The sequence below is a fragment of the Desulfobacter vibrioformis DSM 8776 genome (assembly GCF_000745975.1).
GTDB classification, from domain to species: domain Bacteria; phylum Desulfobacterota; class Desulfobacteria; order Desulfobacterales; family Desulfobacteraceae; genus Desulfobacter; species Desulfobacter vibrioformis.
Genome location: NZ_JQKJ01000002.1, coordinates 19,226 through 42,989, shown reverse-complemented (window position 1 = coordinate 42,989; position 23,764 = coordinate 19,226). Strand labels below are relative to the sequence as shown.

Below are 23,764 nucleotides of genomic sequence, written 5' to 3'. Positions count from 1 at the left end.
CCATCAAAACCCATCTGAATTTTGAGTTGATGGTACAGGGTCGATATGATAAATTTCTTTCTTCAGTATCATTTAACTGCCCGTTGTATACGTTAAGGTGTGGTCAGGTATTGCAACAGGCTTTATTTTGCGAAAGAGCCTCCATGACACGCCCCTTTACGGACTACGCCGATATTCTCCAAAAGCACGCCGCAACCCGGGGAAGGCATCCGGCCCTGTTTTTTGAAAACGAGCAGATTTCCTATGCCCTGCTGGAGGAAAACGTCAATCGTTCCGGGAATATGCTTAAATCGCTCGGTCTTTGTCCCGGGGACCGGCTCCTTCTGGCCCTGCCCGACTGCCCAGATGCCTTTTATGCATTTCTGGGCGCCATGAAATGCGGGGTCTGCCCGGTTCTCCTGAGCCCCGGCCTATCCCGGGAAAGCTACGCGTACATCCTGCGCGACGCCACCCCTGCCGCTGTGTTCACGACCGGCGCTTCGGCGGCTCTCAAGGCGGGAGCCGGCTCCCGGCTGATTACGCTCTGTATTGATGACCCCCATTATGCTGATCTGCGGGCAAAGGCGAGCGGCTCACTTGTCTCTTCACCCCCATCGGCGGATGGCGTTGATTTTCTTCTCTACAGCTCCGGAAGCACCGGCGTACCCAAGGGGGTGCCCCACTCCCAGGGCCAAATGCTTTTTTGTGCCGAACAGTATGCCGGCCAGGTCCTGGGAATGTCCGCCGACGACATTTGTCTCTCGGCCGGCAATCTCCATTTTGCCTACGGCCTGGGCAACAGCCTGATTTTTCCGCTCTATTTCGGCGCTTCAACGGTTTTAAACCCCCGCAGTTCCGGCCCCGCCGATATCTTCTACCTCCTCCAATTGATGGCAGAGCGCCGTCCGACCCTTTTTTTCGCCGTGCCAACGCTTTATCAGATGCTGGTCAAGACCATGGATGAAGCAACCGCCTTTGCCTCCGTCAGACTGTGCGTTTCCGCCGGCGAAGCCCTTCCCCAAGGGCTCTACCACCAATGGCAGCACCTGACCGGGCTGCCGCTTCTCGACGGCATCGGTTCCACCGAGGCCCTGCATATTTTCATTTCCAACCGTCCCGGTCTCACGCTCCCCGGCAGGACAGGATTTGTGGTGCCGGGATACGAAGCCAGAATCATCGGCGAAGATGGACTCCCTCAACCCTCGGGTCATCCGGGTTCGCTGCTGATTCGGGGAAAGAGCACAGCGCCTTTTTACTGGAACCAGCCGGAGAAGACAGCCGAGACCATGCGCGCCGACGGCTGGCTCGACACGGGGGATGTATTTATCGAAGAGGAGGGCTGCTATGCCTACCAGGGCCGCCGGGATGACCTGTTCAAGAGCGGCGGGAACTGGGTTTCGCCCCACAGGATCGAGCAGGTCCTGGGCCAGCACCCGGCTGTCCGGGAATGCGCCGTGACCTCCCGTTCGGTGGACGGGCTGCAAAAGCCGGTGGCCTTTGTGGTGATCCAGCCTGGGTACGAGAGTGAAACAGGCCTGCCCCGGAGGATGCGTTCCTTCATTCTCGAACAGCTTCCTGCATACCTGTGTCCCGCTCAATTCATCTTCACGGAGATGATCCCCAGGACAGAAACCGGCAAGATCAAGCGGTCGGCACTGGTCGATACATCAACCATCGGGAAACATCCATGAATGTGTTTATCGTGGGCGGAAGGGGCAATATCGGTCAGGAGGTCGCCCTGGGGCTGATCAGGCAGGCGGAGATCTCGCAGGTCATCCTGGGCGACATGGATGCCGATCCTGCTGGATTGCGCCTCCGGCTTCGTAAGAATCAAAAGATATCCATGGTGAAAATTGATGCCAACGACGCTCAGACCCTTACAGGGATACTGACGGGTGCCAAAGCCGATGTGGTCGTCAACTGCGCGGGCCCCTTCCTGACAACCGCACCGGCCGTGGTCCGGGCATGCGTGGGGGCCAGGATCAATTATATTGATGTCTGCGACGACCATGAAACGGTCGCGCGCCTCTACGCCTCCCCTCTGGACCGGGCCGCCCGGGAAGCCGGGATCACCGTGCTCACCGGTATGGGTTCTGATCCCGGCACGAACAATCTCATCGCCAAAAGCTATGCAGACCGGCTCGACCGCGTGGCAGAGGTTGCCCTCTACTGGGTTGTTGGGATCGCCGAACTCACCGGCCCGGCTGCCTGGGCTCACAGCTTCCGGATGACCCAGGGCAAAATTCCCCAGTTCCTGGATGGACGGCTCGAATATGTGGAAGGCGGCACCGGGGAGGAGCGGGTTGCGTTTCCGGAACCGCTGGGCAACTGCCTGCTTCATTTTGTCGGCCATCCCCAGCCCCTGACCCTGCCGCGATATATCCCGGGACTCCGAACGGTGGTCGTCAAGGGGACGATTCTGCCCGCAGACAGGCCTGCCGCTTCCGGCTTGAAGGTGGTTGTCAAGGGGGAACGACAAGGGGCGCAGGTCACCTGCACCGCAGAGATGGTGGGCGCAATGGGGGCGGGCACGGGGCTTCCCGCCGCAATCGCAGTCCGGATGATGGGGGCGGGGGAAATCCCGGCCCATGGCCTGGTGGCACCGGAGGGGTGCATTGATCCAGAAAAATTCCTTACGGCGCTCCGGCAAAACGGGGCTGAAATCCGTGAGACCGAAACAGTGACGCCCCGACCTGCACCTTAAACATTTGATTTGAATTTCGTGAAGAAAGGATCATCCGTGGAAGCGGCTAAAAAACTGAATCTGTCAAAAAGCCTTGAACTCTATGAAGAAGCCATTGCCCTGGTTCCCGGGGGAACCATGTACGCCCGGAAGCCCGACGAATTCATTCCCGGCGAATACCCGATCTTCTTCGAGTCCGGTCAGGGGGGCCGGATCATTGACGTGGATGGGAACGAATTCATTGATTTCCTCTGCGGCTACGGACCGATCCTTCTGGGCCACCGGGAAAAAGAGGTCGATGACGCAGTGGTTCGGCAGCTCACCGGAAAAGGGCTCTGCCTGACTTTTACCCAGCCATGTCAGAACGAGCTTGCGGCCAGGGTGCGGGCGCTGATCCCCTGCGCTGAAAAGAGCCTCTTTTTAAAGACCGGATCGGACGCCACCACCGCGGGCATCCGTATCGCCAGAGCCTACACCGGCCGGACCAAAGTCCTCCGGTACGGCTACCTGGGCTGGCATGACTGGGCCATTGAGCTCAAGGGCGGCATACCGGAAAAGCTATACGAGGATGTCTTTGACTTCCGCTACAATGATCTGGATCAGCTTGGGGCCCTGCTGGAAGTACACGGCGACCAGACAGCCGCCATCATCATGACCCCCATCGCCCATCCCAGCCATCGCAAGGTGGAAGGACCCCAGCCGGGATTCCTGGAAGGGGTCCGCAGGCTTGCCCATGGCTACGGCGTGGTCCTCATTTTTGATGAGATCCGCACCAACTTCAGGCTTGCCATGGGCGGGGCCCAGGAACGCTTCGGCGTCGTGCCCGACCTTTGCGTCCTGGGCAAGGGGCTGGGTAACGGTTACGCCATCAGCGCCATTACCGGCAAAGCAGAGGTGATGATGGCGGCGGCCCGGGACACCTTCATCTCCGCGACCTTTTTCCCCAACAGCGACGGCATGGCCGCGGCCCTCAAGACCCTGGAGATCCTGGAGCGGGACAGGGTCGTGGAAAGCCTCTGGGAAAAGGGGGAGCGCTTCTTTCAAAAAATCAAAAACCATTTAAGCCTGTACGAAGTGGGGGCAGAACTGAGCGGTTTTCCGCCCTTGTTCTTCATTACCTTTAAACGGGACAGGGGAGGGCTGCACCTCAAACGGCAGGAGGATTTCTACACCCAGCTCATCCGCCGGGGGATCTTCATGTCTCCCCACCACCATGCCTACCTCTGCCACCGCCACAGCGGGAAAGATCTGGAGATCACGTCCCGGGCCATTGCGGATTCTTTGGCCTATGTACACGAAAAACATGGTCCCTACCCGGGGGGATCGGCTGCAACGGAACTTAATAGAAAGGAATGTATATGAATCAGGAATTTCCCAGGAACAAGGAAGAGGCTGTCCGCAAATTGGCCGAAGAGGACTATCATGTTCAGCCGAACCAGGATTTTGATATCTACCGGATGGAACCCGGGGATGCCTGGGGGGTGGCCCGCTGCTTTTATGAGGTCTACGGGGGCCATTATCCCTTTGACCACTATTATATTCCGGAACAGCTCCTGGCCGCGGACCACTCCGGCGACATGATCGGCGTCGTGGCCCGCACCACCACCGGAGACATCATCGGCTTCGGCTCCCTTTTCCGGAACTTCGCTCACAATCCCCGGCTCTACGAAACCGGGCAGGCCACGGTCATCCCCGCCTACCGGAACACCCTGGCGGTCATGTGTATCCAGGATTTCATTTTCGACACCCTTGCCCCCACCGTGGATGTGGATCTCATCTTCGGGGAGCCGGTCTGCAACCATCTCGTCATGCAGAAGATCGCCTCTCTTTCAGGCTTTGCCGATACAGGCATCGAACTGGGCGTGATGCCGGGGGAAACCTATCATAAGGGAGATGGCTCCGGCGGCAGGGTATCGACGGTCCTGGCCTTCAAGCTCCTTTACGACCGACCCTGCACGATCCATCTGCCCGTCGAATACGAAGCCATCCTGAGAGCTATCATCGCGCGAATCCCCCTGGCCAGGCAGGTGGCCGTCTCCGCTCCTCCTGCGCCGCAAGGTGTCTCCTCGACCATGGAGGCCCGGTATTTTGATGAGGCACAGGTACTCCGCCTCTCCCTTGTTGCGCTGGGCAGTGATTTTGAGGCGCGGCTGGACGACGTGAAGGAAGAGGCCCGGGCCCGGGGGATCTGTGTTTTCCAGGTCTTCGTGAACCTGGGCGACCCCCGGGCGGGCCAGGCAGTCACTTTGCTGCGGAAGCAAGGCTTTTTCTTCGGAGGGTTTCTGCCGCAATGGTTCGGCACGGACGGGCTGCTCATGCAGAAGCTTTCTGACCTGCCGGCCTTCTCTTCTGTCAAGCTCCTCTCGGAGGAGAGCCGGAAGCTGCTCGACGTCATCCGGGATGACATCGAGAGTTCTTCCGGCCCAGGGATTACTTCGCCTTTGCCGCCATGAGCACCTGCGTCAGGTCCTCGGTCGTCTTCACCGAGGCCAGCGCTGTGGGAGAGAGCTTCACGCCCATCTCCTTGCTGGTGACAGCGACGATCTCCACGAGTTCGAGGCTTGAGACGCCCAGATCCTTGTAGGAAAGGGAGGTGTCCACGGTCTCATCCTCGAATTCGGGGATGACCAGTTTCAGGTTTTTCATGAGCAGTTGCACGACTTCTTCTTTTTTCATTTTCTGTTTCCTTTCATCTGGTTGTCCTTCAGTCATATCGCCTCAAGATGGCGGCTGAGTTGACGCCGCCAAAGCCGAAGGCGTTTTTCATCACGGTGTCGGGCCGGTATTCGACACATTGGTTTGCACAGACGTCAAGGGAGATTTCCGGGTCGCGTCTCTCCATATTGATCGTGGGATACAATACCCCGTTACGCATTTGTAATACACATGCCACCATTTCCACAAGGGCCGATGCGCCGAGTTGGTGGCCCAGCATGGATTTCAGCGCGTTGATCTTCAGTTTCCCGGCCCGGGCCCCGAAGACCCGTTCGATGGCCCTGGCCTCGGCAAGGTCACCGAGCGGCGTGGCGGTTGCGTGGGCGCACAGGTAGTCTATCTCATTTTTGTCCACATCTGCTTCTTCAAGAGCCAATTCCATGACCCTTGCCATGGGCTCTGCCTGGGGCGTCGGATTCCGGGAGCTGTTGGTGTTGATGCCGACGCCCAATACCTCGGCATAGATCCGCGCGCCCCGTCCCAGGGCATGGGTCAGTTCCTCGATGACCAGACCGGCGGCACCCGTGGCCGGGACAAAGCCGTTTCGGTCGGCAGCGAAAGGCCGGCTCGCACGGCCTGGTTCGGCATCGAACCGGTCCAGGGAAAGCGCCCCCATCCTTGCCAGGGAATGGAGTGAAGCGGGCGTGAGTTCGTGAAAACCGGAAACCACCAGCGCCGCAGAGGAACCGTGATATCGAATTTCGTCCATGGCGGTTCGCAGGGCGATGTTGCCAGCCGCGCAGGCCCCGCCCGTGCTGAAACAGGGGCCGTTGATCCCGAGGACTTCCATGATGCATGCCAGTGCATCCGTATCCATCTCTTTGAGGGCCAGGGCAACGTCGCTGTCATCGGGATCGGAAGCAAAGGCAAGCCAGTTGGCCTGTTTATAGAGATCATACAGATAAGGTCCGGCCAGAATAGCCGATAGGCGTTCCGGGCGTATTTTTACCCCGAACAGACCGGCATCGGCAAAGGCTTGGCCGGCGATGAGCATACCGATGCCGGTGGCCCGGGGGGATTGGTGAACAAGTTTGCCCAGACGACGGAACACCGCGGTGGGAAGGATACGGCCCAAGGATGACAACTTGGCGCCCATGTCGTATGCCGACATATCGCCGCCGATTCGGGAGAAACACCCGGATACCGGCGCTTTCCAGGCGGTGATCCCTGACTTTCCCCGGAGGAGATTGGCATGGAATGCTCCAAGGTCGTCCCCAAGCGTCGAAATAACCGACATGCCGGTAATGACAATCCGTTTAGGATGACACGATGGTGAGGGGGCACTCTTTTTCAATATCTGGTTAACCGTTTTCCCTTGGCTGGTGTTTCCAGGCGCATCAAGAGGTTTCCGGCCACCTGGCGCCGGAAATCCGCCGTGGCCCGGATGTCTGAAATGGGGCGTACGGCTTGCCTGGCAAGGTCCCCGGCTCCGGCCAGGACTTCCCGGGTCAAGGGCTTGTTCAGGAGGAACGTTTCTGTCTCGGGGCTTTCCACGATGGTCGGCCCCACACTGCCCCAGGCCAGGCTCACCTTGGAGACGCGGCCGTCCGGATCCGGACGGAACAGGGCCGCCAGGCTGACCATGGAGATGGACAGGGCCGTGCGCTGCCCCACCTTTTCGAACCAGTGGCAGGTGCCGGGTGCAGGCTTGGTAAAATTCGCCTGCCATAGAATTTCGCCCGGGGCCAGGGCGGTCTTGCCTGGACCTTGGATAAAGTCCCGGACAGGCATGCGCCGGAAGCCTTCGGGGCCTGCCAGTTGCACCCGGGCATCCAGCGCGTACAGGGGCGGCAGGCTGTCCCCGGCCGGGGACGCGGTCATGATGTTGCCTCCCAGGGTTCCCATGTTCCGGATCTGGGGGGAGCCCAGGACGGCCAGGGCCTGGGCCAGGACACTGCCGTGGTCCCGGATGGCCGGGTGCGCCATAATCCGGGCCAGGGGAGCGCCTGCCCGGATGATGATTTCGGTTTCGGTTTCAAGGATCTCTTGAGCCCCTTCAATCCGGTCCAGGGAAACAAAGATACCCGGGGTCTTTTTCCCCTGCCGGACCTGGACCAGCAGGTCTGTGCCGCCGGCCAGGACAGCCGGGGCTTCGGTCTTGGCCAGAAGGTCCAGGGCCTGGTCCAGAGAAACAGGAAACAGGACGTCAGCCACGATGCGCCTCCTTCAGGGCCCTGGCCGCTGCAAGGCCGGCATCCACGATTTTCTGGTAGCCGGTGCACCGGCACAGGTTTCCGGAAACAGCCTCCCGGATCTTTTCCGGGGCCGGGTCGGGATGGGCGGCAAGATAGGTAGACAGGCTCATGATCATGCCCGGGGTGCAGAAGCCGCACTGGACGGCCCCGGACCCCGTAAAGGCCTCCTGGACCGGGTGGTGGCCCGCAGGGTCCAGGCCTTCGATGGTGACGACGTCACAGCCCTGGACCTGGGCTGCCAGCATGAGGCAGGCCAGTTTGGTTTCGCCTTGCACCCGGATGGTACAGGCCCCGCATTCCCCGGTGCCGCACCCCTCCTTGGTGCCGGTCAGCCCCAGGTCTTCCCTTAAAAGGTCGATAAGGCGCCGGTCCGGAGCGGTTTCCACGGTGACCTTTGCGCTGTTCAGCGTAAATTCAAGTTTCATGGTTTCTCTTTCAAAAGTGCCAGCATTCTGACCCGGGTCAGGGGCCAGGTGCCGGGCCGTTTTCCGCAGGCATCTGCCACGGCGTTGGCCACGCAGGCCAGGGGGGCGTCAATGCCCACCTCTCCCACCCCCTTCATGCCAAAGGGCCCGTCCTGCTCCCGGGTGGCCACGGAGATCAGCTCCATGGGCGGCAGGTCAAGGGCACCGGGTATGATGTAGGTGGACAAGTCCCGGGTCAGGGTTTGCCCGCCTTCAGTCAGAAAGTCCTCAAACAGGGCATAGCCCAGACCCTGGGCAATGGCCCCGTGCATCTGCTGTTCGACCAGGGCCGGGTTGATGAGGCGGCCGCAGTCCGTGGCCGCGAGATACCGGTCCACCCGGATCCCGCCTGTGAGGGTGTCGATTTCCACCCGGGCGAAATGGACAGTATAGGAAAAGATCGCATGGGGGACCCCGTGCATCTTAAGGGCCTTATTGTCGGTGACATGGTCCCGGGCCGTGGGTGCCCGGTACCGGCTGACGGCCATTCGTTCGTCCGGATTCATGAAGCCGGCCATGACGGCCAGGGGAAAGGCCCTGCCCGAGGTGAGATGCCGCAGCTCCCCCGGGACCAGGGTGAATTCTTCGGGGTCATCCACCATGAGGCTGTCTGCGGCCCGTCTGACAATCCGTTCTTTTAAGGTTGCCGCGGCCCGGGTCAGGGCGTGGGCAAAGGTGAAGGTGGTGCGGCTGGCCGAGGATGATCCGCAGGGAAGGGTCTGGTCCGTGTCCGGCAGGATCAGGTCTATATTGTCTATGGGCTGGCAGAGCAGGTCCCCTGCGATGTGCAGGAAGGTTGCTGCGTTGCCCTGGCCCATGTCCGAAACCCCGCAATAGACCCTGAACCGGCCTTGGGCGGTCAGTTCCAGCTTGGCGTGGGCCACGTCCGGAACCACCGGGCCGAACCCCATGCCGTGCATGGCGCAGGCAAGGCCGCATCCCCGCAGGGTATGGGCCGGGGCTTTTTTGAGCCAGGCACCAGCCCCTTGCCACAGGGGATGGGCAGCCACGGCTGCAAGACATTCCCGGATGCCGGTGGACCGGGCCAGGGTATTGCCGGCCGGGGCTTTTTGGCCCCGGGTAAGGCAGTTTTTCAGGCGGATCTCCATGGGGGAGAGATTCACTCTTTTGGCAGCCAGGTCCACGACCTGTTCCATGGCCGCCGTGACCTGGGGCACGCCAAACCCCCTGAACGCCCCGCCCACCGGGTTGTTGGTATAGACAGCCCGGCCTTCAATGTGGGTGTGGGGAATGGCGTAAGGGCCACCCGCATGTTCCAGGCCCAGGGCCAGGACTACCCCGCCCAGGTGGTCGTAGGGGCCGGTATCAAAATCAGCCCTGGCCTCCAGGGCGTGGAAGCTGCCGTCCGCCAAAAGTCCCAGGCGGTAGGAGAGGTTGGCCCGGTGCCGCTTGGGGGAGGCGATGAAGCTCTCCTCCCGGTCCCAGACCATGGCCACATGCTTCCCGGGGCAGGCCAGGGCAGCCAGGCCCAGGAGGGTCTGAACCGTAATACCGTCTTTGCCGCCGAATCCGCCCCCCAGAAACGGCGCTGTCACCTGGACCCGGTCCTGGGAAAGCCCCAGGGCCTGGGCGGTTTCATTGCGGTCCCGGAACGGGGTCTGGGTGGAGGCCGTGATGAAAAGCCTGTTGTCTTTGAAAATCGCCCGGCCGCACTCGGTTTCCAGGCACACGTGCTCCTGGACCGGCACGGTCAGGGAAATCGTCACCTCCCAGGCGCACGCTTTAAAGGCGTCAAGCCCCTGCCCCTGGGTCAGGGCCCCTGCCAGGAGGATATTCCCGGTTTCGTGGTCGGGGTGGAGGACGGGAGCGCCCTCTGCCAGGGCCTCCTCGATGCTGAAGATCCCGGGCAGGACCTCGGCCTCAAAGGTGATCAGGGAAAGGGCCTTTCCCAGCGCAGTCTTGTCCCGGGCTACCACCAGGGCCAGGGCGTCCCCGCAGTGGCGGATGCGGTCGTCCACAAGGACCGGCTGATCCTGGCGCACCACGCCCTGACGGTTGGATCCTTGGATATCCTGGTGGGTGAGAACCGCTGCCACGCCCGGCAGGGCCCGGGCCTTTTCCGTGTCAATGGATATGAGCCGGGCATGGGGGATGCCGGCCCGCTTGACCCCGGCCCAGAGGTCGTCCTTGCCCGGCAGGTCAATGGTAAACTTTTCCGTCCCCCTTATCTTGGCTGCGGCGTCGGGCCGGGGTTGGGAAAGTCCGATCTGAGGGGGAGCGGTTTCCGGATGGGCAGTTCCATGGGGACCGGTTTTTAAAAAGGTGTTCATAGGGCCTCCCCGGGCTGAAACACAGGTTCGATCTCCCCCACGATCCGGGAGAAAACTTCGCAAAAGGGTTCCATAACCTCGGGCTGAACCAGGGAGATACGGATCCAGTTGGGAAAGCGAAAACCCGTCATGGTGCGAACCATGATGCCATGGGTCATGAGTTTACGGTACATGAGGGTGTCGGAGACCGGCAGACGGACCATGACGTAGTTGCCCTGGTTGGCCACGTATTCGAGCTTCAATTTTTCGAACAGGGCGCAAAGGCGCTGCCGGGCCGTCTTCACCATCTCCCGGGTGGCGGCGATAAAGGTACCGTCGTTGGACAGGACTGCGGCTGCGGCCTGCTGGGCCAGGGTGTTCACCGAATAGACAATGTGGGTGCGGCGGATCAGTTCCACCACAGGCTCCGGGGCGCTCAGGTAGCCGATGCGCAGGGCGGCCAGGGCGTACATCTTGGAAAAGGTGCGGAACACCACGACGTTGGGATAGGTCTCCATGAGATCCATGCCGTCGGGATAATCCGCCTCCTCCACGTACTCGAAGTAGGCCTCGTCAATGACCACCACGGCCCGGTTGTCCACCCGGTTGAGAAAGTCGGTCATGGTGGCCCGGTCCCAATAGGTGCCCGTGGGGTTGTTGGGGTTGCAGACAAAGAGGATTTTGGTATGGTCGTCCATGGCGTCCAGCATGGCCTGGGGATCGAAGGCATGGTCCCGCAGGGGAATCAGCCGGGCCTCTATACCTGAGAATTCAGCCACCCATTCGTACACCGCAAAGGTCTTGTCCGCGGTGATGATGTTGTCCCCTTTTGTGCACAAGGCCTTGATCACCGAGGAGATGACCTCGCAGGAGCCGTTGCCCACGAGGAATTGATTCCCGGTCTTGTGGAACTTTTCGGCCAGGACGCACCGCAGGTCATAGCAGTCGCCGTTGGGATAGACCGGCACGGATCCGGGCGGGAAGTCCGCCAATAGTGCCGCCACTTCGGGCGGTGGCCCCAGGGCATTTTCGTTGTTGTTGAGCCGGTGGAGACGGCTCACTCCGTAAAGCCGCATCAGGAGGGTATCCGGTTTGCTGGGATAGTACGGAGAAAAATCCCGGACATGGGCCGGGACAAGACTCAGGGCGTCAAACGCGTTCATACTGGAATACCAGGATATCGGATTTGCCGCCGTAGGGCAGCACCAGTTTCGGGGTGAATCCTGCATCAAGGGCGGCCCTGCCCAGGGCAGCCTGCCAGCCCGAGGACAAATCGGTTTGGAACAGGATACGGTCAAGCCCTTCGGCCTGCAGGGCCGCCACATGATCTGCAAGGCAGCCGGCCATGTCCCGGCCGCCCACCAGGGGCACCAGCAGGGCCTCGGAAATCTCCGGCCTGAGCCGGGCCGAGAGCACGGACCGTTCCGGGTGCCGTTCTCCCAGATCCTGGGTGGGACGGATCTGCCGCATGAGCCAGAGGGGCGGATAGGTTTTTTCCAGAAAGGGTATAAGGTCCGGGTGGGACCAGACCGATGTGCCGGGATCTTCTCCCAGGTGGCGGTACCAGACCCGGGTTTCCGTGGTCTTGCTGCCTGGCCCGTAAGTCCCGAGGCTTTCGAAATCCCCCGGGGGCAGCTCCTGGGTGGCCAGGCCTGAAAACATACCCTTGGCACCGGTTCTGGCCACGCGCTGGATCAGGTGATTGATAAGAAGCTTGGCAGATTCCCTGGCCTGGTCAAAGGCGTAGGGGCCGAAAAAAGTGATACCGGAGTTGCCCTGCCAGCAGACCATCCCGGCCGGTTCCAAGGTCTTGGTCAAGGCCACGGCCATGGCCATGTCGCCCCTGGCCACCATGTCCGCAAGTTTGCCGGGCTTGAAAAATGAGTGATGAAGCTGCTCGGGTCTGTACAGGCCCAAGGCCCGGATGCAGGCCGCCTTGACAAGGTCCGGGTCCGGATCAAAAACAATCGTCAAAGGGCCCTTGGGAACGATGCGCGGCCTAGGTTCGGCCGTCACCGTTGGATAGGGCAGATCACGGCGCAGGGTCAGCTGCACACGGCCTCCCTCGACGGTCAGGTCAAAGCGGTCTGTCATCCGGGAGGCCAGCACCAGTCCCAGGTGGTCCAGATCCGGCGTGTCCCCCTTCATGGGGACGGCGGTGAGATTCATGGCCCAAAGTTCCGATGGGTCTGCGTAAAAGGAAAGGCGGGCCGCCACATACCAGCCGCCGGGCTGGATGTCCAGACGGATCTCGGTGTTCTTTGCAGTCCGGGCCAGATGCATGAGGACCTCTTCCACGGCCATGGTCAGGCGGCCGGTCCCTTTCTGATCCAGGCCAAATACAGGACAGCTTTTTTCCACGATGGCCTGGGCCAGGGGAACCCAGTCGCGTTCAGCCCAGATCCTGGCCTGAACGCTTTGGTCATCGACTTGTCTGGGATCGACTTGCATGGGAGCTCCTTCCTTGGTCAGCGATTGCAGGAAAATTTGACTTTATGTCAAACCCCTGACAAATTCAAGCCAGCAATTATAAATATGACCCGCACACAATTGCGTGTGGGTTCATTATGGATTTATTTGTCAGGAAGATAGAGGTAAAGTGTTTAGAAATGAGTCCGAAATAACTTAACCTGGGAGCGCTGGCGTCTCGCCCGCATCTTTGAAGTGGTTCAGTTATAGACCATTAGTCAACGCTTAGGAAAAATTCAGATTAAGGAATAATCCATGAAGGTTTTAAAACTGACAGAAACCAACGAGTTTAACTCCGGTGCCATGAAAAGATTCTTTTTAGTTCAAACTTCAGAATTTTTCAAAATTATCAATTTTAATCTTGATGCCGGAGTGACGTTTCCGGTTCATTCCCACGACCTGGACGGGGAATTGTCCATTCAGGTTCTTGAGGGAAAGGGATGGTTTCTGGGGGAGAATGATACAAAGATTCCAGCCAATAAGGGGGACATCCTGATTTCGGAAATCAGGGAGCCCCACGGGGTAATGGCGGACACCAGAATGCGGATCATCGTCACCATTGCTCCGCCAATCTGATGAAATAGCCCGGTGGGAAAAACAAATTACTGCGGCAAAACGGCTTGGCGTATGTCCCGGGGGATATCGTTGTCGCCCAGCAGGGCGGAAAACCTTTGGCCTGTCCGGCTGTTCTTTTTGTAATACGCCAGACAGGCCCTGACCACTTCAAGAACCTGACCTTCGGTAAAAAGGTGTGGCAGCTCACGGGCAAGCCTGGGATGGCGGCCTAACCGGCCACCGAGCAGAACACGGTATCCCCTCTCTCCGGATAGGAGGCAACCTGCGGGGCAGGAGCGAACGCAGGCACCGCAGCCAAGGCAGGCCCGGGTATTAATCAGGGGAAAGGGAGTATTGGACAGGGCAACGGCCTTTTCCTTGCAGACATTGACACAGGCCAGGCATCCGATGCACAAGGTTTCTTCCGTCCTGGGATACATGGCGGCAATGATACCAATATCCTTTATCTGTGGCTGGGAACAGCCATTGGAGCAATGGGAAACGCTGATCCGGAATTCATGATGGAATCTGAGCTTACCCGGAACGCTTTTTTGCAGAAATCCCAAAAGGTCTTCTGCCGCAAGCAGTGCTTCAAGCCGTGCCGTCAAAGTATCTTTTTCAACGCAACTGTTGGGGCATCCCCCTTGGCTGAAACAGGCCTCTATCTGATATCCTTTAACTTCCGATTCCATGTTGGATAAAAAGCGGTTGCGTGCTGCATGGACATGATCCAATGAAACCATGGCGTATCCGCGTTCGGCTGTCTCCTTCTCAACCCGTTTCCGAACCTTCTTTCTTACAAAAAACGGAACCTTTGATATTTCTTTTTCAGCATCCCAAGCCCACTTCATAACGCTCCTTTCAGGGAAAACCTCTGCAATATAATAGATATGTGTAACCTTCCGTTCAGATCCTTAAAAAAAGATGCCTGAAAAAGACTGTAAAATCCTTGACCCAAATCAAGAAAAACACAATTAATGCTTTAAAATGCGTATCTTTGTTGCGATTTCATTTCCATTTGAAAAATCAACCCGGGGATATTTTAATTTCCTTTAATCTGAAATTGTTATGTGTTAAATAGAGTCAATACACCACTCCAACTTTTATCGCACTATTGTTCAATTTATTATTACACGTTTTTTTGTAATTTGATCTATATCAAGGTTTTTATACTTCTTTAAACGTATGGTGTACCTGCAAGTGCAAGGAAAGGCGTCATTCAGCAGTTAATTTATAAATAAGGAGGCTTCATGTTTTGTTTTCAATGTCAGGAAACCGCTAAAAATCAGGGATGTACCGTTAATGGGATGTGTGGAAAAAAAGGGAGTACGGCAATCCTCCAGGATCTCTTGATTTATAATTTAAAAGGGATTGCCGTTCTTGCACAAAAAGCAAAGGCCGCAGGCGTTAATGTCCCGGCGTCCAACGGTCAGTTTATTGCCGAAGGGTTGTTCACAACCATTACAAATGTCAATTTTAATGATGATGACCTTGTAAACTGGATCAACCGCGCCCAGGCAGTGAAAAAAAAGTTGTTCGACAGCGTCAAAGATAAAGTCGGGTCAGATCTTCATGACTGTGCGACCTGGTTTTCCAATGATACATCACAGTTTGATGCCAAAGGCGCGGCTGTCGGCGTTCTTTCAACTGAAAACGAGGATGTCAGATCTCTCAGGGAGCTTTTGGTTATCGGACTCAAAGGCATCTGTGCATATGCGGATCATGCGTCTGTGCTGGGTGTCACTAAAGATGAGATCTGGGATTTTCTGTATGAAGCATTAACTTCCACCACCCAGGACCTGAGTGTTGATGAAATGGTCGCGATGGTTATGAAAGCCGGTGAAACGGCTGTAACCACAATGGCCGCTTTGGACCAAGCCAATACCCAGGCCTATGGCGACCCGGAGATCACAGAAGTCAATATCGGTGTGGGTACAAATCCCGGCATTCTGATTTCCGGCCACGATCTGAAAGACATGGAAGAGCTGCTGGAGCAGACAAAGGGTACGGGCGTTGATGTGTATACCCACGGAGAAATGCTGCCTGCCAATTATTATCCTGCATTTAAAAAATATGATCACCTCAAAGGCAATTACGGTGGCTCCTGGTGGCGTCAGAATGAGGATTTCGAAACCTTTAACGGCCCTGTCCTGATGACAACAAACTGCATTATCCCCATTAAGAAGAAAAATACATATCAGGGCAGACTTTTTACGACCGGGGTTGTCTCATATCCGGGCACAACTCATATTCCGGCAAGAACAAACGGCAGTGCCAAAGATTTTTCAAAGATTGTGAAACTGGCAAAAACCTGCCAACCGCCCACTGAAATAGAAACGGGTAAAATCGTTGGCGGATTTGCCCATAATCAAGTTCTGGCCTTGGCTGATAAGGTTGTAGACGCTGTTAAATCAGGTGCGATCAAGCGCTTCATCGTCATGGCCGGATGCGATGGCCGCCACAAAGAAAGAAACTATTTCACCGAAGTGGCTGAAAAATTACCCAAAGATACCGTGATCCTCACTGCCGGTTGTGCAAAATACAGGTACAATAAACTGGACCTGGGCGACATCGGCGGGATTCCAAGGGTGCTGGATGCAGGCCAATGCAACGACTCTTATTCACTGGCGGTGATCGCCATGAAACTGCGGGATGCATTTGGGCTGGATCACATTAATGATCTGCCGCTCTCCTTTGATATCGGTTGGTATGAACAAAAAGCCGTGGCTGTTCTGCTGGCATTGCTGCATCTGGGCGTGAAGGGCATCCGTTTAGGTCCCACGCTGCCTGGTTTTGTTTCACCCGCGGTATTGAATGTCCTGGTTGAAAATTTTGACATCAAACTCATCGGTGAGGTTGATGCTGATATTGCAGCCATGATGGCAGGCAATTAGTTTATAAAACCAATCAAAATGCAGCCGCTCAAATTAATTTGAGCGGCTGCATTTATTTTTTGCGTTAACTATTGTTTGAAAATTTCAGGTGGTTTTGTCCTGTTTCCGGTGGCGTTTGGATAGTTTTCTGCTTTGTAGGATTTTTTACCGGTTTCAATCAGGTGATTGGCTTCTTCCATGAACGCATTGAAGCGTTTTTTACATTCATAAAATCCGTGCCACCACGAATAGTCCGGAGCCATCATCGCAGCCCCCATCCTTGCCCGGCGCCCTTCGTGGTGCCATAGTTCATAGTACTCCACCTCAAGGGGTTCATCAAAGAAACGGGTTTTGTCAAGCAGGCCTTTTGTATAGAGTTCGTCAAGTTTGGCTTTAGCAGGTATGAAATATACTTCATTATATTCTTTGATGGTTTGATCCATCTGGCTGTAGTGGGATTCTGTCCACCTTTTTCCGTGACACTGCATACAGACTTCCTGCATTTTAGTCCGCTCTTCCTGCCAGTTTGTCTGGGCTGGAAGCGGTTTGAAGTCTTCGGGCCTGACTGTCAATGGGGCTTGCAATTCCCAGGACAATCTTTCAGTGACATCATGGGAGGTCATTACACTACCGGCACCGGACATATGGCATGAGGCACAGGTTGGCCCCCTGAAATCAACACCAGGACTCCAAGTGCCCGGCGCTGCGGTCCAGTTGTACTCGTCCCCAAAGGCATCGTAAATATCACCATGTTTTGATTCTGTAAAGATTTCAATCTGGGGATGATCCGGACCAAGGTGGCATTGCCCGCAGGCCTGGGGTTTTCTGGCCTCCATAACAGAAAAACGATGCCTTGTATGGCAACTGCTGCAACTGCCTTTACTGCCGTCGAGGTTCAGCCTTCCCACGCCGACATTGGGCCAGGTTGCCGGATCAAGTTCTTTGTCTTTCAGGCTTAAAATGGTGCCGTGGCAATGGTAACAGCCGTTTACCCGCTCAAAGTCACTGTTCATGCCATCGTTGAGCCATGGATCTATTTTCCAGATAATTTCGAGGGTGTTTGCGTGTTTACTCTTGCTGTATTGCATTGCTTCATCCGGATGGCAGCGTGAGCAGTCTTTGGGGGTGACCACGGCAGAAACCGGAACCATGTATTTTTTCTGCCCGTATTTAGTATCGTTTGCCTCGTACTCTTTAAAATGGGATTGACTGACATCCGGATCATGAGCCTCGGCAGCGTGGCAGTCGTAACAGGTAATATTGGCGCTGGCATGACGGCTGGCCGCCCAGTCAGAGAAGATGCCCGGGTGCTGTTTTTTATGACATTCGATACATGCCATGGCCTCGGGTGACATGGACCGCTCAATCCTAAACTCTTTTGATTTTGGTATATTCATCTGGACATCCGAACATAAAACTGTGGATGCGGATATGCCGGTGATAAATACACCAGTTAGCAATGCGCTTAATTTTTTCTTCATGGAACCCCCTTCTTTTATTTGTAACCGTTACAAGGTTTATAAATCCTATATTCCCAATCCTCTGTATGGCACCTGTTTCTGTTTGTACTTATATATTTCACTGTCCACATGAACCAGATTCCTGTGGCAGTCTACGCATTTTTTTTCATATCCTTTTTTGGGGTATAAAACTGTCCGGTGGGCCAGCATGGCTCCTCTTTTATCCGGGATATTCAAAATATTACGGTGACATTTCTGGCATTGCGCATTTTTAAAGGTTTCATAGGCATGATTACGGCTCTTTTCCCGATCATAGGTCCCATAGGCGAAATGGACGAATATATCTTTGATGCCGTGGATCGTCTTTGTATAAAAAAAGTTGATTGTATCCTGCGGGGCAGGCAGGTGGCAGTCCATACAATCCGCGACAAATCCCTGGGCGTTGTTTACATGGGTAGAGGTCTTCCAAGCGTTAAATGCGGGCTGAATTTCGTGGCAGGAGGCGCAGAATCCGGGCGTTGATGTTCTCGCCATTGTATAATAGGTCAGGCTGAATACAGGAAAGGCGATAATAATGCCGATAAAAATAAAAATTACAGGTTTGATAATTTTTCTCATTTTGAACCTCACGCCTTTTTATAACATACAGAAAATTTATTGAGATGCTTGGGCCGCTTGTTTAGAACACGGCTTCACTTAAATTGAAACTTATCTATATCAGAGCTTCTCTAACTCGGACAACCTCTTTCTAATCGTCCGATCTTCCTTATATCTCGTGGTAATGTCTCTCGCGCTTGACAGCGCTCCAATAACATTCTTTGCGGAATCTAAAACAATAGAAAAACCGAGGTCAACGTAAATAACAGTCCCGTTTGCATGCAAAGATTTCGTAGGCAGGAATTTACCGGCATACTTAGTTTTCCCCATTCGTATGGCTTGTTTATATCCGCGCCAGTGAGCCTCTCGTAAGTTTTCTGGAACTATAAGGTCTAAGTTTGATCCGACTGCTTCCTCTTTGCTAAATCCAAAAATACGTTCAGCCGCCATATTCCATACACATATCGTCCCTTCTGTATCGGCAAATATTATTGCATCGGGATTTTGCTCTATAAGGCTCTCCATGAATTTGTCATTCATCTTTATATCATCTCCGCAAAATATGGTATTGTTGGAGTCCTACCAGCTGGCACCATAGTATTAAAGTCATCGGCCATGGGCCGAGTCTATCTGGATCTGCGTGGCCAGAGGGAATGGGGAGGTAATTTCTCCTTTCGCTACGGCTAACGCCATGCTTCGCCTCATTTATTATAAACGCAGTTATGAGGCCACGAAGCAAAGATCTGTCCTTATTTGAATAATTATATTATACATACGACCCTAAAGCGATTCATTTTAACCCTGAACACCAAAAAAGTTAAGTGGCTATTTTGAAAAGAAGGGGTTTCTCCATAGTTAGAATTGCTGTTCTAAATATGGCATTAAAAGGCAGTTAAAACCTGCCTAGTATCCCAGCACAAAGACCTGTCCATACTGCGGTTTAAGTGCCGGCAGGCGGTCAAAGGATTGCCCCGACCACAGGCAGGACATCACACGAATCACCCCGCTGTGGGCGATCACCAGCACAGGCCCGGGCAGGGGCGCGGCAGGGGAAAACAGGGATTCAAAAAACGGAACAACCCGCGCTTTGAGATCCTTAAAGCGTTCACCGCCGGGGGTACGGAAATGATAAATATCCCGGCCCCGCTGTGCAAACGCATCAGGAAACCGGTTTTTCACCTGATCAAAACTTAAATTTTCCCAGTCACCCAGGTCAATTTCATTGAGACGGGCATCTGTTGTCACGGGCTGACCCGGGCAGCACAATGCGGCTGTCTGCCGGGTGCGCAAAAGCCCTGACACATAAATTCTTTTAAATTGAATGTGGTGAAAAACAGTTTGCCAGGACTTGGCCTGGGCCTGCCCATGGGCATTGAGCGGCAGATCGGTCCGGCCGATGAAGCGCTTAACGCCTGTCTCCAGAATCTGACCGTGGCGCATCAGACAGACAAGGGGGGTGTCAGCCGAGAATCTGTTTAACAGATCGGCCGGTAATTGCGCTGATCCGGGCATGTATGTACCGTGCAGTTTCAAGGCGCTGTTTTATCCTTTCCCGGGCTTCGGGGTAATCCCGGGCTTTACGCCGGAATCTGGACTCATAATCCAGGTCCAGGCAGGCACCGGCGCATACTTTATCTGCAAAATAGACGATCTCTTTTTCCCCGGGTTCTTCTCCGGGATTTTCCAGGGTCATGTGGGCGCCCACAACAGCGGCGAGTTCAGCAAATCCCATATCCAGCAAAAATTTTTCTGCGGCCCGGTCATGACGGGAAACTTTTCGTTTGATATCGTGGAGCAGGGCTGCGGCCCGGACCAGGTCCGGATTCAGGCCGGACAACGCCGGAAGCAGCGCGTTGTAAAGGGCCATGGCTGTTTTTTCCACCAGAAGCAGGTGGGCCTTGATCTCTTGTTCTCCGCTTAGTTCCGCCCCAATCATGGACAGGCACTCCGTTCGGTTCGGCATTAGTCTTTTGGCAAACTGTTCCTTAACCGCCTCATACCCTTCTGGCGTATCCGCATCCATGAGAATGCCCTGGTCATGAACGGCAAGGCAGGTATATGCTTTGGCAAAAAGGATGTCCCGAAGATTGTTGTCCGATCCTGCATGCATGATGGATTCAATGGCTGGGCCGGGAATCAGGGGGGGATGGCCGGTTTTTGCGTTAAAACAGGGGACGACCGGCAGTTCAGGCCTTTTCAAAAAAGCCGCTTTGATACGCGCCAGGGTTGAGGGCCGAACTGCGGGGATATCCACGGGCAGAAGAAAAAAGCCCTGGCTTTCCGGGTCTATTTCCCCGGCCCCGGTGCGGATGGAGGAAAACATGCCCAGGGCATAATCAGAATTTACCACCACCCGGGCAGGCGTATTTTTCACGGCTGACTTCACCTGCCCATGGTTATGCCCGGCCACCACCACGATGTCACGGACACCTGCACCATAAAAAAGATCAATCACGGCACAGACCATGGGGGTGTCGTTCAGAGGCAGCACAGGCTTGAATGCCGGTGCCATACGCGAGGAATAACCTGCGGCAAGGATAAGGGCAGACACAGGCGAGCCAGGCCCTGCAGGGCCCAAATCCGTTACAGGGCCCACGGTATCACCCTGCCAAGATTTACCTGTCACCGGCGCCCCCCTTTAGCTTTTCTTGTGTGTTGCGCGCACAAGTATCAGTTCTCCCAGAATACTGACAGCAAGCTCTGCCGGGGTTTGTGCCTTAATGGCCGTGCCGATGGGGGAGTAAACCGCGTCAAGGGCCTGCTTTGATATGCCTTTGTCCATGAGATTGCCGTAAATGAGTTCCCGTTTTTTCCGGGATCCGATCATGCCGATATATGCGGCCCGGGTGTAAAGGGCTTGTTCCAGAACGATCTGGTCGTACAGGTGTCCGCGGGTGAGGATAGCAATATAGCTGTTCTCATCCACATTAAATCCGTCAAAAACCGGGTTAAATCCGGGCACGATCTTGACCTGCCTGGCATGGGGGAACCGGGCCGGATCGGCAAATTCCGGCCGGTCATCAATGATCACGGTTGAAAAATCCGTGATGTGGGCCATCTGGCCCAGCTGATATCCCACATGGCCGGCACCGCAGATATAAAGGGTTTGCCTGGGTATCAACGGCTGAATAATATACAGGTCCTGCCCGTACACCTGGCACGAGAGACCGGGCCCGGAAAACGCCCTGCCTGCTGCATCTGCCAGCAGATCTTCCGGTAAAATTGATGCACCAGGATCATTGTGGCTGTTTTTAAGCACCACAGGCACCTGGACCGTATCACCGGATATCCGGGTAATAACCAGGGCGCTTTCCCCTTTGTTCTCAATTTCTGCAATGATTTCAAAGGCGTTTAGAAACTCTTTGGAAAACGGCGGCACAAAACTGCGCAGCCACACACCCAGGCTGCCGCCGCAGATCATGTCCATGCCGGCTTTCAGGGCCTGGTCCAAATGAAACGCCTTAATTTGGGACTGCGCTTTATCCATCATGCCCACGCAGGCATTCATGACCTTGGCTTCCACCAGGCCGCCGCCAATGGTGCCGGCAATGGTTTTATCCTGCCGAACCAGCATCCAGGAGCCCGATGTCCCGGGCGTGGACCCCTTATGGCTGACAATCATGGCCAGGGCAAAAGGCTGGTCTTTTGACAATGCGTTTTTTATGTCCTTATATAAACTGCCCATGGATTTCTCTTTTTTGGGGATGGTTTCATAATCAAAAAATTTAATTGCAATTGAATAAAATAACAGGTTAAACACAAACAGTCCAAGCTGATAATGAATATTCATCCCCTTTTTTTGACAAAAGGAGACTCCATGAGAAACGTACTGATCGGTTTCATCCTGCTGTGTCTGACCACCACCACGGGCTGCCTGTTTCAAAGACAAACGCCCGTATTGTCTTCAAACATCTGTTTCACCCCAGAACAGGCCCGGCAGACCGGCCTATCGCTCCGGGAACTTTCCGACCTCTTTGTCCGGTACCGCTATGGGCAGTGGCAGCATCTCACGGAAAAGGAGCAATACCATATCGAAAATGTGGAGTGGACCCTGATCAACTACTGCACCGACTTTACGGATTCGGGAATCTCCTTTGATACCGGTGATGCCAACACCCTTTTCTCCGGCATCGGTAACCGGGTGAAAGAGGCCTCGGACCAGGTTCTTGCCATCATAACCTCCGGCGAAAAAAAAATATCCAGGATCACGGCCCTGGGCGACTGGTCCATGAAACTTGGAGCGGCCATCGCCAGTAAAAGTTCCAGCCAGGTAACGGCCCTGCTCAAGTCCTTTGACGTTCCTCCGGATCCTTCCAAACCGCCCGTGTATGCCGATCCGGATCTTGCCCGGGAAATCGGTTTGAACTTTGCCCGGATCTCGGACGCGGTCCTGGCCTTTCACTATCGAAACTGGACCGGTCTTGACGCCGCCCAAAAGGCCCGGCTTTTGAACATGGAGATGACCCTCCTGAACTACAACTCCAACTTCGGCGGCCTGGGTATCAAGGTCAACGAACAAGAGACCCGGGAGCTGTTCGAGCGGATCCTTGAAAAAACCACCGGCTACGTGACGGCGATGGAGGCCTTGGGCCACCGGGACATAAGCTTTCTTTCCAGGGTCATGAATCTCGCCCAGACCGTTATGGACCTGGGTGCCGCCATCACCGAGGAAGATGTTCCCGCCATCGAAAAAATCATACGCCAGGAGACGGCTGCGGGCCGGGACTATGAACTGGGCAGGGACTTCGGCCTGAAGTTCCGGCACATGTCCTTTTTGCTCCTGCAGTACCGCTACCGGAACTGGGATGTATTGACCAAGGAGGAAAAGTATCATCTTGAAAACCTGGAGTTCACCCTGACCAACTTTAACTCGGATTTTGCTGTCTTCGGCATTGACGCCGCCACCAGCGGTAATGAAACGCTCCTTAAAAAGATCCAATCGGGGATCGCGGCCATTACGGCGGATCTTACCCAGGATGATTCGGCGTATGGGCCTTTCTTTGTCCAGGGTCAGAATGGCCTGAAGCTGGGCGCGGCCATCCTGACCGGGGACCCGGAACTGATGGGAAAGTATGCAGATCCGGTCAAAACGCCTATTCCCCGGCCTCTGAACGAAAAAACCGCGGCCCTGTCCCGGGACATCGCCCTGAAGATGAGAACCGTGGCTAACGTCATGCTCAAAAAAACCTATGACCACTGGGACGATTTCACCGGGAACGAGCGGAGTAACCTTGGCAACATCGAGTGGACCCTGATGAACTTCACCTCCAACTTCTCGGTGCTGGAGATCCATCTGAAAAGCAATGCCCCGGATGAAATCCTGTCCTGCGTCTCGGCAGGGCTCACCCGGGATATAAATGCGCTCAACGCCCTGAATACCGGTAAAAAGGAAAATCGGGAAGACCTCTTTGCCCTGGGAGAAAAGATATTGAAAAAAGGAGCGGTTCTGACCACCGAGGATATTCCGGCCATCAGGACCATGATTGGAAGCTGCGGGCCGTAAC

The 23,764-nt window shown here is 55.5% G+C and carries 21 protein-coding genes; 7 read left to right on the top strand and 14 right to left on the bottom strand.

What is annotated here, in order from left to right; all coding sequences use genetic code 11:
* Window positions 1-143: 143 nt before the first annotated feature.
* From Q366_RS02045 to Q366_RS02030, 4 genes are read left to right on the top strand one after another with little or no spacing between them, the layout of a single operon-like run.
* The gene (locus Q366_RS02045) at window positions 144-1,670 is read left to right on the top strand and encodes a benzoate-CoA ligase family protein (RefSeq protein ID WP_035235869.1); all 1,527 of its coding nucleotides are present in this window, start codon (window positions 144-146) and stop codon (window positions 1,668-1,670) included.
* Window positions 1,667-2,683, top strand: coding sequence for a saccharopine dehydrogenase family protein (locus Q366_RS02040; RefSeq protein ID WP_035235868.1), 1,017 nt, complete (start codon window positions 1,667-1,669; stop codon window positions 2,681-2,683). Before Q366_RS02045 ends, Q366_RS02040 begins: the two co-directional genes overlap by 4 nt.
* Before the next feature lie 36 nt (window positions 2,684-2,719).
* Window positions 2,720-4,024: an aspartate aminotransferase family protein gene (locus Q366_RS02035; protein ID WP_051957767.1), complete on the top strand. Its 1,305-nt coding sequence runs from the start codon at window positions 2,720-2,722 to the stop codon at window positions 4,022-4,024.
* Entirely contained in the window at window positions 4,021-5,115 is a 1,095-nt protein-coding gene (locus tag Q366_RS02030; RefSeq protein ID WP_035235867.1) for a hypothetical protein, read from the top strand. Before Q366_RS02035 ends, Q366_RS02030 begins: the two co-directional genes overlap by 4 nt.
* On the opposite strand, the gene Q366_RS02025 is transcribed toward Q366_RS02030, so the two are convergent.
* Genes Q366_RS02025 through Q366_RS01995 form a run of 7 tightly spaced genes read right to left on the bottom strand, consistent with a single transcriptional unit; the run spans window position 5,093 to window position 12,757 of the window.
* Entirely contained in the window at window positions 5,093-5,338 is a 246-nt protein-coding gene (locus tag Q366_RS02025) for a phosphopantetheine-binding protein (RefSeq protein ID WP_035235866.1), read from the bottom strand. The genes Q366_RS02030 and Q366_RS02025 overlap by 23 nt on opposite strands.
* Window positions 5,339-5,366: 28 nt before the next feature.
* Window positions 5,367-6,671 (bottom strand): beta-ketoacyl-[acyl-carrier-protein] synthase family protein, encoded by a 1,305-nt coding sequence (locus Q366_RS02020; RefSeq protein WP_281175457.1) that lies wholly within the window; start codon window positions 6,669-6,671, stop codon window positions 5,367-5,369.
* On the bottom strand, window positions 6,668-7,531 hold the full coding sequence (locus Q366_RS02015; protein ID WP_156968085.1) for an FAD binding domain-containing protein: 864 nt from the start codon (window positions 7,529-7,531) through the stop codon (window positions 6,668-6,670). Before Q366_RS02015 ends, Q366_RS02020 begins: the two co-directional genes overlap by 4 nt.
* Entirely contained in the window at window positions 7,524-7,997 is a 474-nt protein-coding gene (locus tag Q366_RS02010; RefSeq protein WP_035235863.1) for a (2Fe-2S)-binding protein, read from the bottom strand. The genes Q366_RS02015 and Q366_RS02010 overlap by 8 nt, the downstream gene beginning before the upstream one ends.
* Window positions 7,994-10,327 carry a xanthine dehydrogenase family protein molybdopterin-binding subunit gene (locus tag Q366_RS02005; RefSeq protein ID WP_051957766.1) on the bottom strand — a complete coding sequence of 778 codons (2,334 nt, stop codon included), beginning with the start codon at window positions 10,325-10,327 and terminating at the stop codon, window positions 7,994-7,996. Before Q366_RS02005 ends, Q366_RS02010 begins: the two co-directional genes overlap by 4 nt.
* The gene (hisC, locus tag Q366_RS02000) at window positions 10,324-11,469 is read right to left on the bottom strand and encodes a histidinol-phosphate transaminase (protein ID WP_051957765.1); all 1,146 of its coding nucleotides are present in this window, start codon (window positions 11,467-11,469) and stop codon (window positions 10,324-10,326) included. Before hisC ends, Q366_RS02005 begins: the two co-directional genes overlap by 4 nt.
* Complete coding sequence (locus tag Q366_RS01995; RefSeq protein ID WP_035235862.1) at window positions 11,456-12,757, bottom strand: ATP-binding protein; 1,302 nt, start codon at window positions 12,755-12,757, stop codon at window positions 11,456-11,458. Before Q366_RS01995 ends, hisC begins: the two co-directional genes overlap by 14 nt.
* A gap of 273 nt (window positions 12,758-13,030) precedes the next feature.
* Between Q366_RS01995 and Q366_RS01990 the strand changes: the two genes are divergently transcribed.
* Window positions 13,031-13,351 carry a cupin domain-containing protein gene (locus Q366_RS01990; protein WP_035235861.1) on the top strand — a complete coding sequence of 107 codons (321 nt, stop codon included), beginning with the start codon at window positions 13,031-13,033 and terminating at the stop codon, window positions 13,349-13,351.
* Between the two features lie 26 nt (window positions 13,352-13,377).
* Here the strand turns inward: Q366_RS01990 and Q366_RS01985 are convergent, their stop codons facing one another.
* A complete protein-coding gene (locus tag Q366_RS01985) occupies window positions 13,378-14,181 on the bottom strand; it encodes a 4Fe-4S binding protein (RefSeq protein ID WP_035235860.1) in 804 nt (267 codons plus the stop codon).
* Window positions 14,182-14,580: 399 nt separating this feature from the next.
* On the opposite strand from Q366_RS01985, the gene hcp reads away from it, so the two are divergent.
* Window positions 14,581-16,224 (top strand): hydroxylamine reductase, encoded by a 1,644-nt coding sequence (gene hcp, locus Q366_RS01980; RefSeq protein WP_035235859.1) that lies wholly within the window; start codon window positions 14,581-14,583, stop codon window positions 16,222-16,224.
* Window positions 16,225-16,292: 68 nt separating this feature from the next.
* Here hcp and Q366_RS01975 read toward each other — a convergent pair whose 3' ends face one another.
* The 6 genes from Q366_RS01975 to Q366_RS01950 form a co-directional block, all read right to left on the bottom strand.
* A complete protein-coding gene (locus tag Q366_RS01975; RefSeq protein ID WP_035235857.1) occupies window positions 16,293-17,684 on the bottom strand; it encodes a multiheme c-type cytochrome in 1,392 nt (463 codons plus the stop codon).
* Window positions 17,685-17,729: 45 nt separating this feature from the next.
* On the bottom strand, window positions 17,730-18,281 hold the full coding sequence (locus tag Q366_RS01970) for a cytochrome c3 family protein (protein WP_035235855.1): 552 nt from the start codon (window positions 18,279-18,281) through the stop codon (window positions 17,730-17,732).
* Between the two features lie 99 nt (window positions 18,282-18,380).
* Window positions 18,381-18,800 (bottom strand): PAS domain-containing protein, encoded by a 420-nt coding sequence (locus Q366_RS01965; protein WP_035235853.1) that lies wholly within the window; start codon window positions 18,798-18,800, stop codon window positions 18,381-18,383.
* Between the two features lie 363 nt (window positions 18,801-19,163).
* Window positions 19,164-19,793 (bottom strand): histidine phosphatase family protein, encoded by a 630-nt coding sequence (locus Q366_RS01960; RefSeq protein ID WP_245619844.1) that lies wholly within the window; start codon window positions 19,791-19,793, stop codon window positions 19,164-19,166.
* A complete protein-coding gene (locus Q366_RS01955) occupies window positions 19,720-20,886 on the bottom strand; it encodes a DVU_1551 family NTP transferase (protein WP_051957764.1) in 1,167 nt (388 codons plus the stop codon). Before Q366_RS01955 ends, Q366_RS01960 begins: the two co-directional genes overlap by 74 nt.
* Window positions 20,887-20,898: 12 nt before the next feature.
* Window positions 20,899-21,945: an XdhC family aldehyde oxidoreductase maturation factor gene (locus Q366_RS01950; RefSeq protein ID WP_035236249.1), complete on the bottom strand. Its 1,047-nt coding sequence runs from the start codon at window positions 21,943-21,945 to the stop codon at window positions 20,899-20,901.
* Between the two features lie 132 nt (window positions 21,946-22,077).
* Here Q366_RS01950 and Q366_RS01945 point away from each other — a divergent pair, with 132 nt between their 5' ends.
* Window positions 22,078-23,763, top strand: coding sequence for a hypothetical protein (locus tag Q366_RS01945; RefSeq protein WP_035235849.1), 1,686 nt, complete (start codon window positions 22,078-22,080; stop codon window positions 23,761-23,763).
* The last annotated feature ends 1 nt before the right edge of the window (window position 23,764 follow it).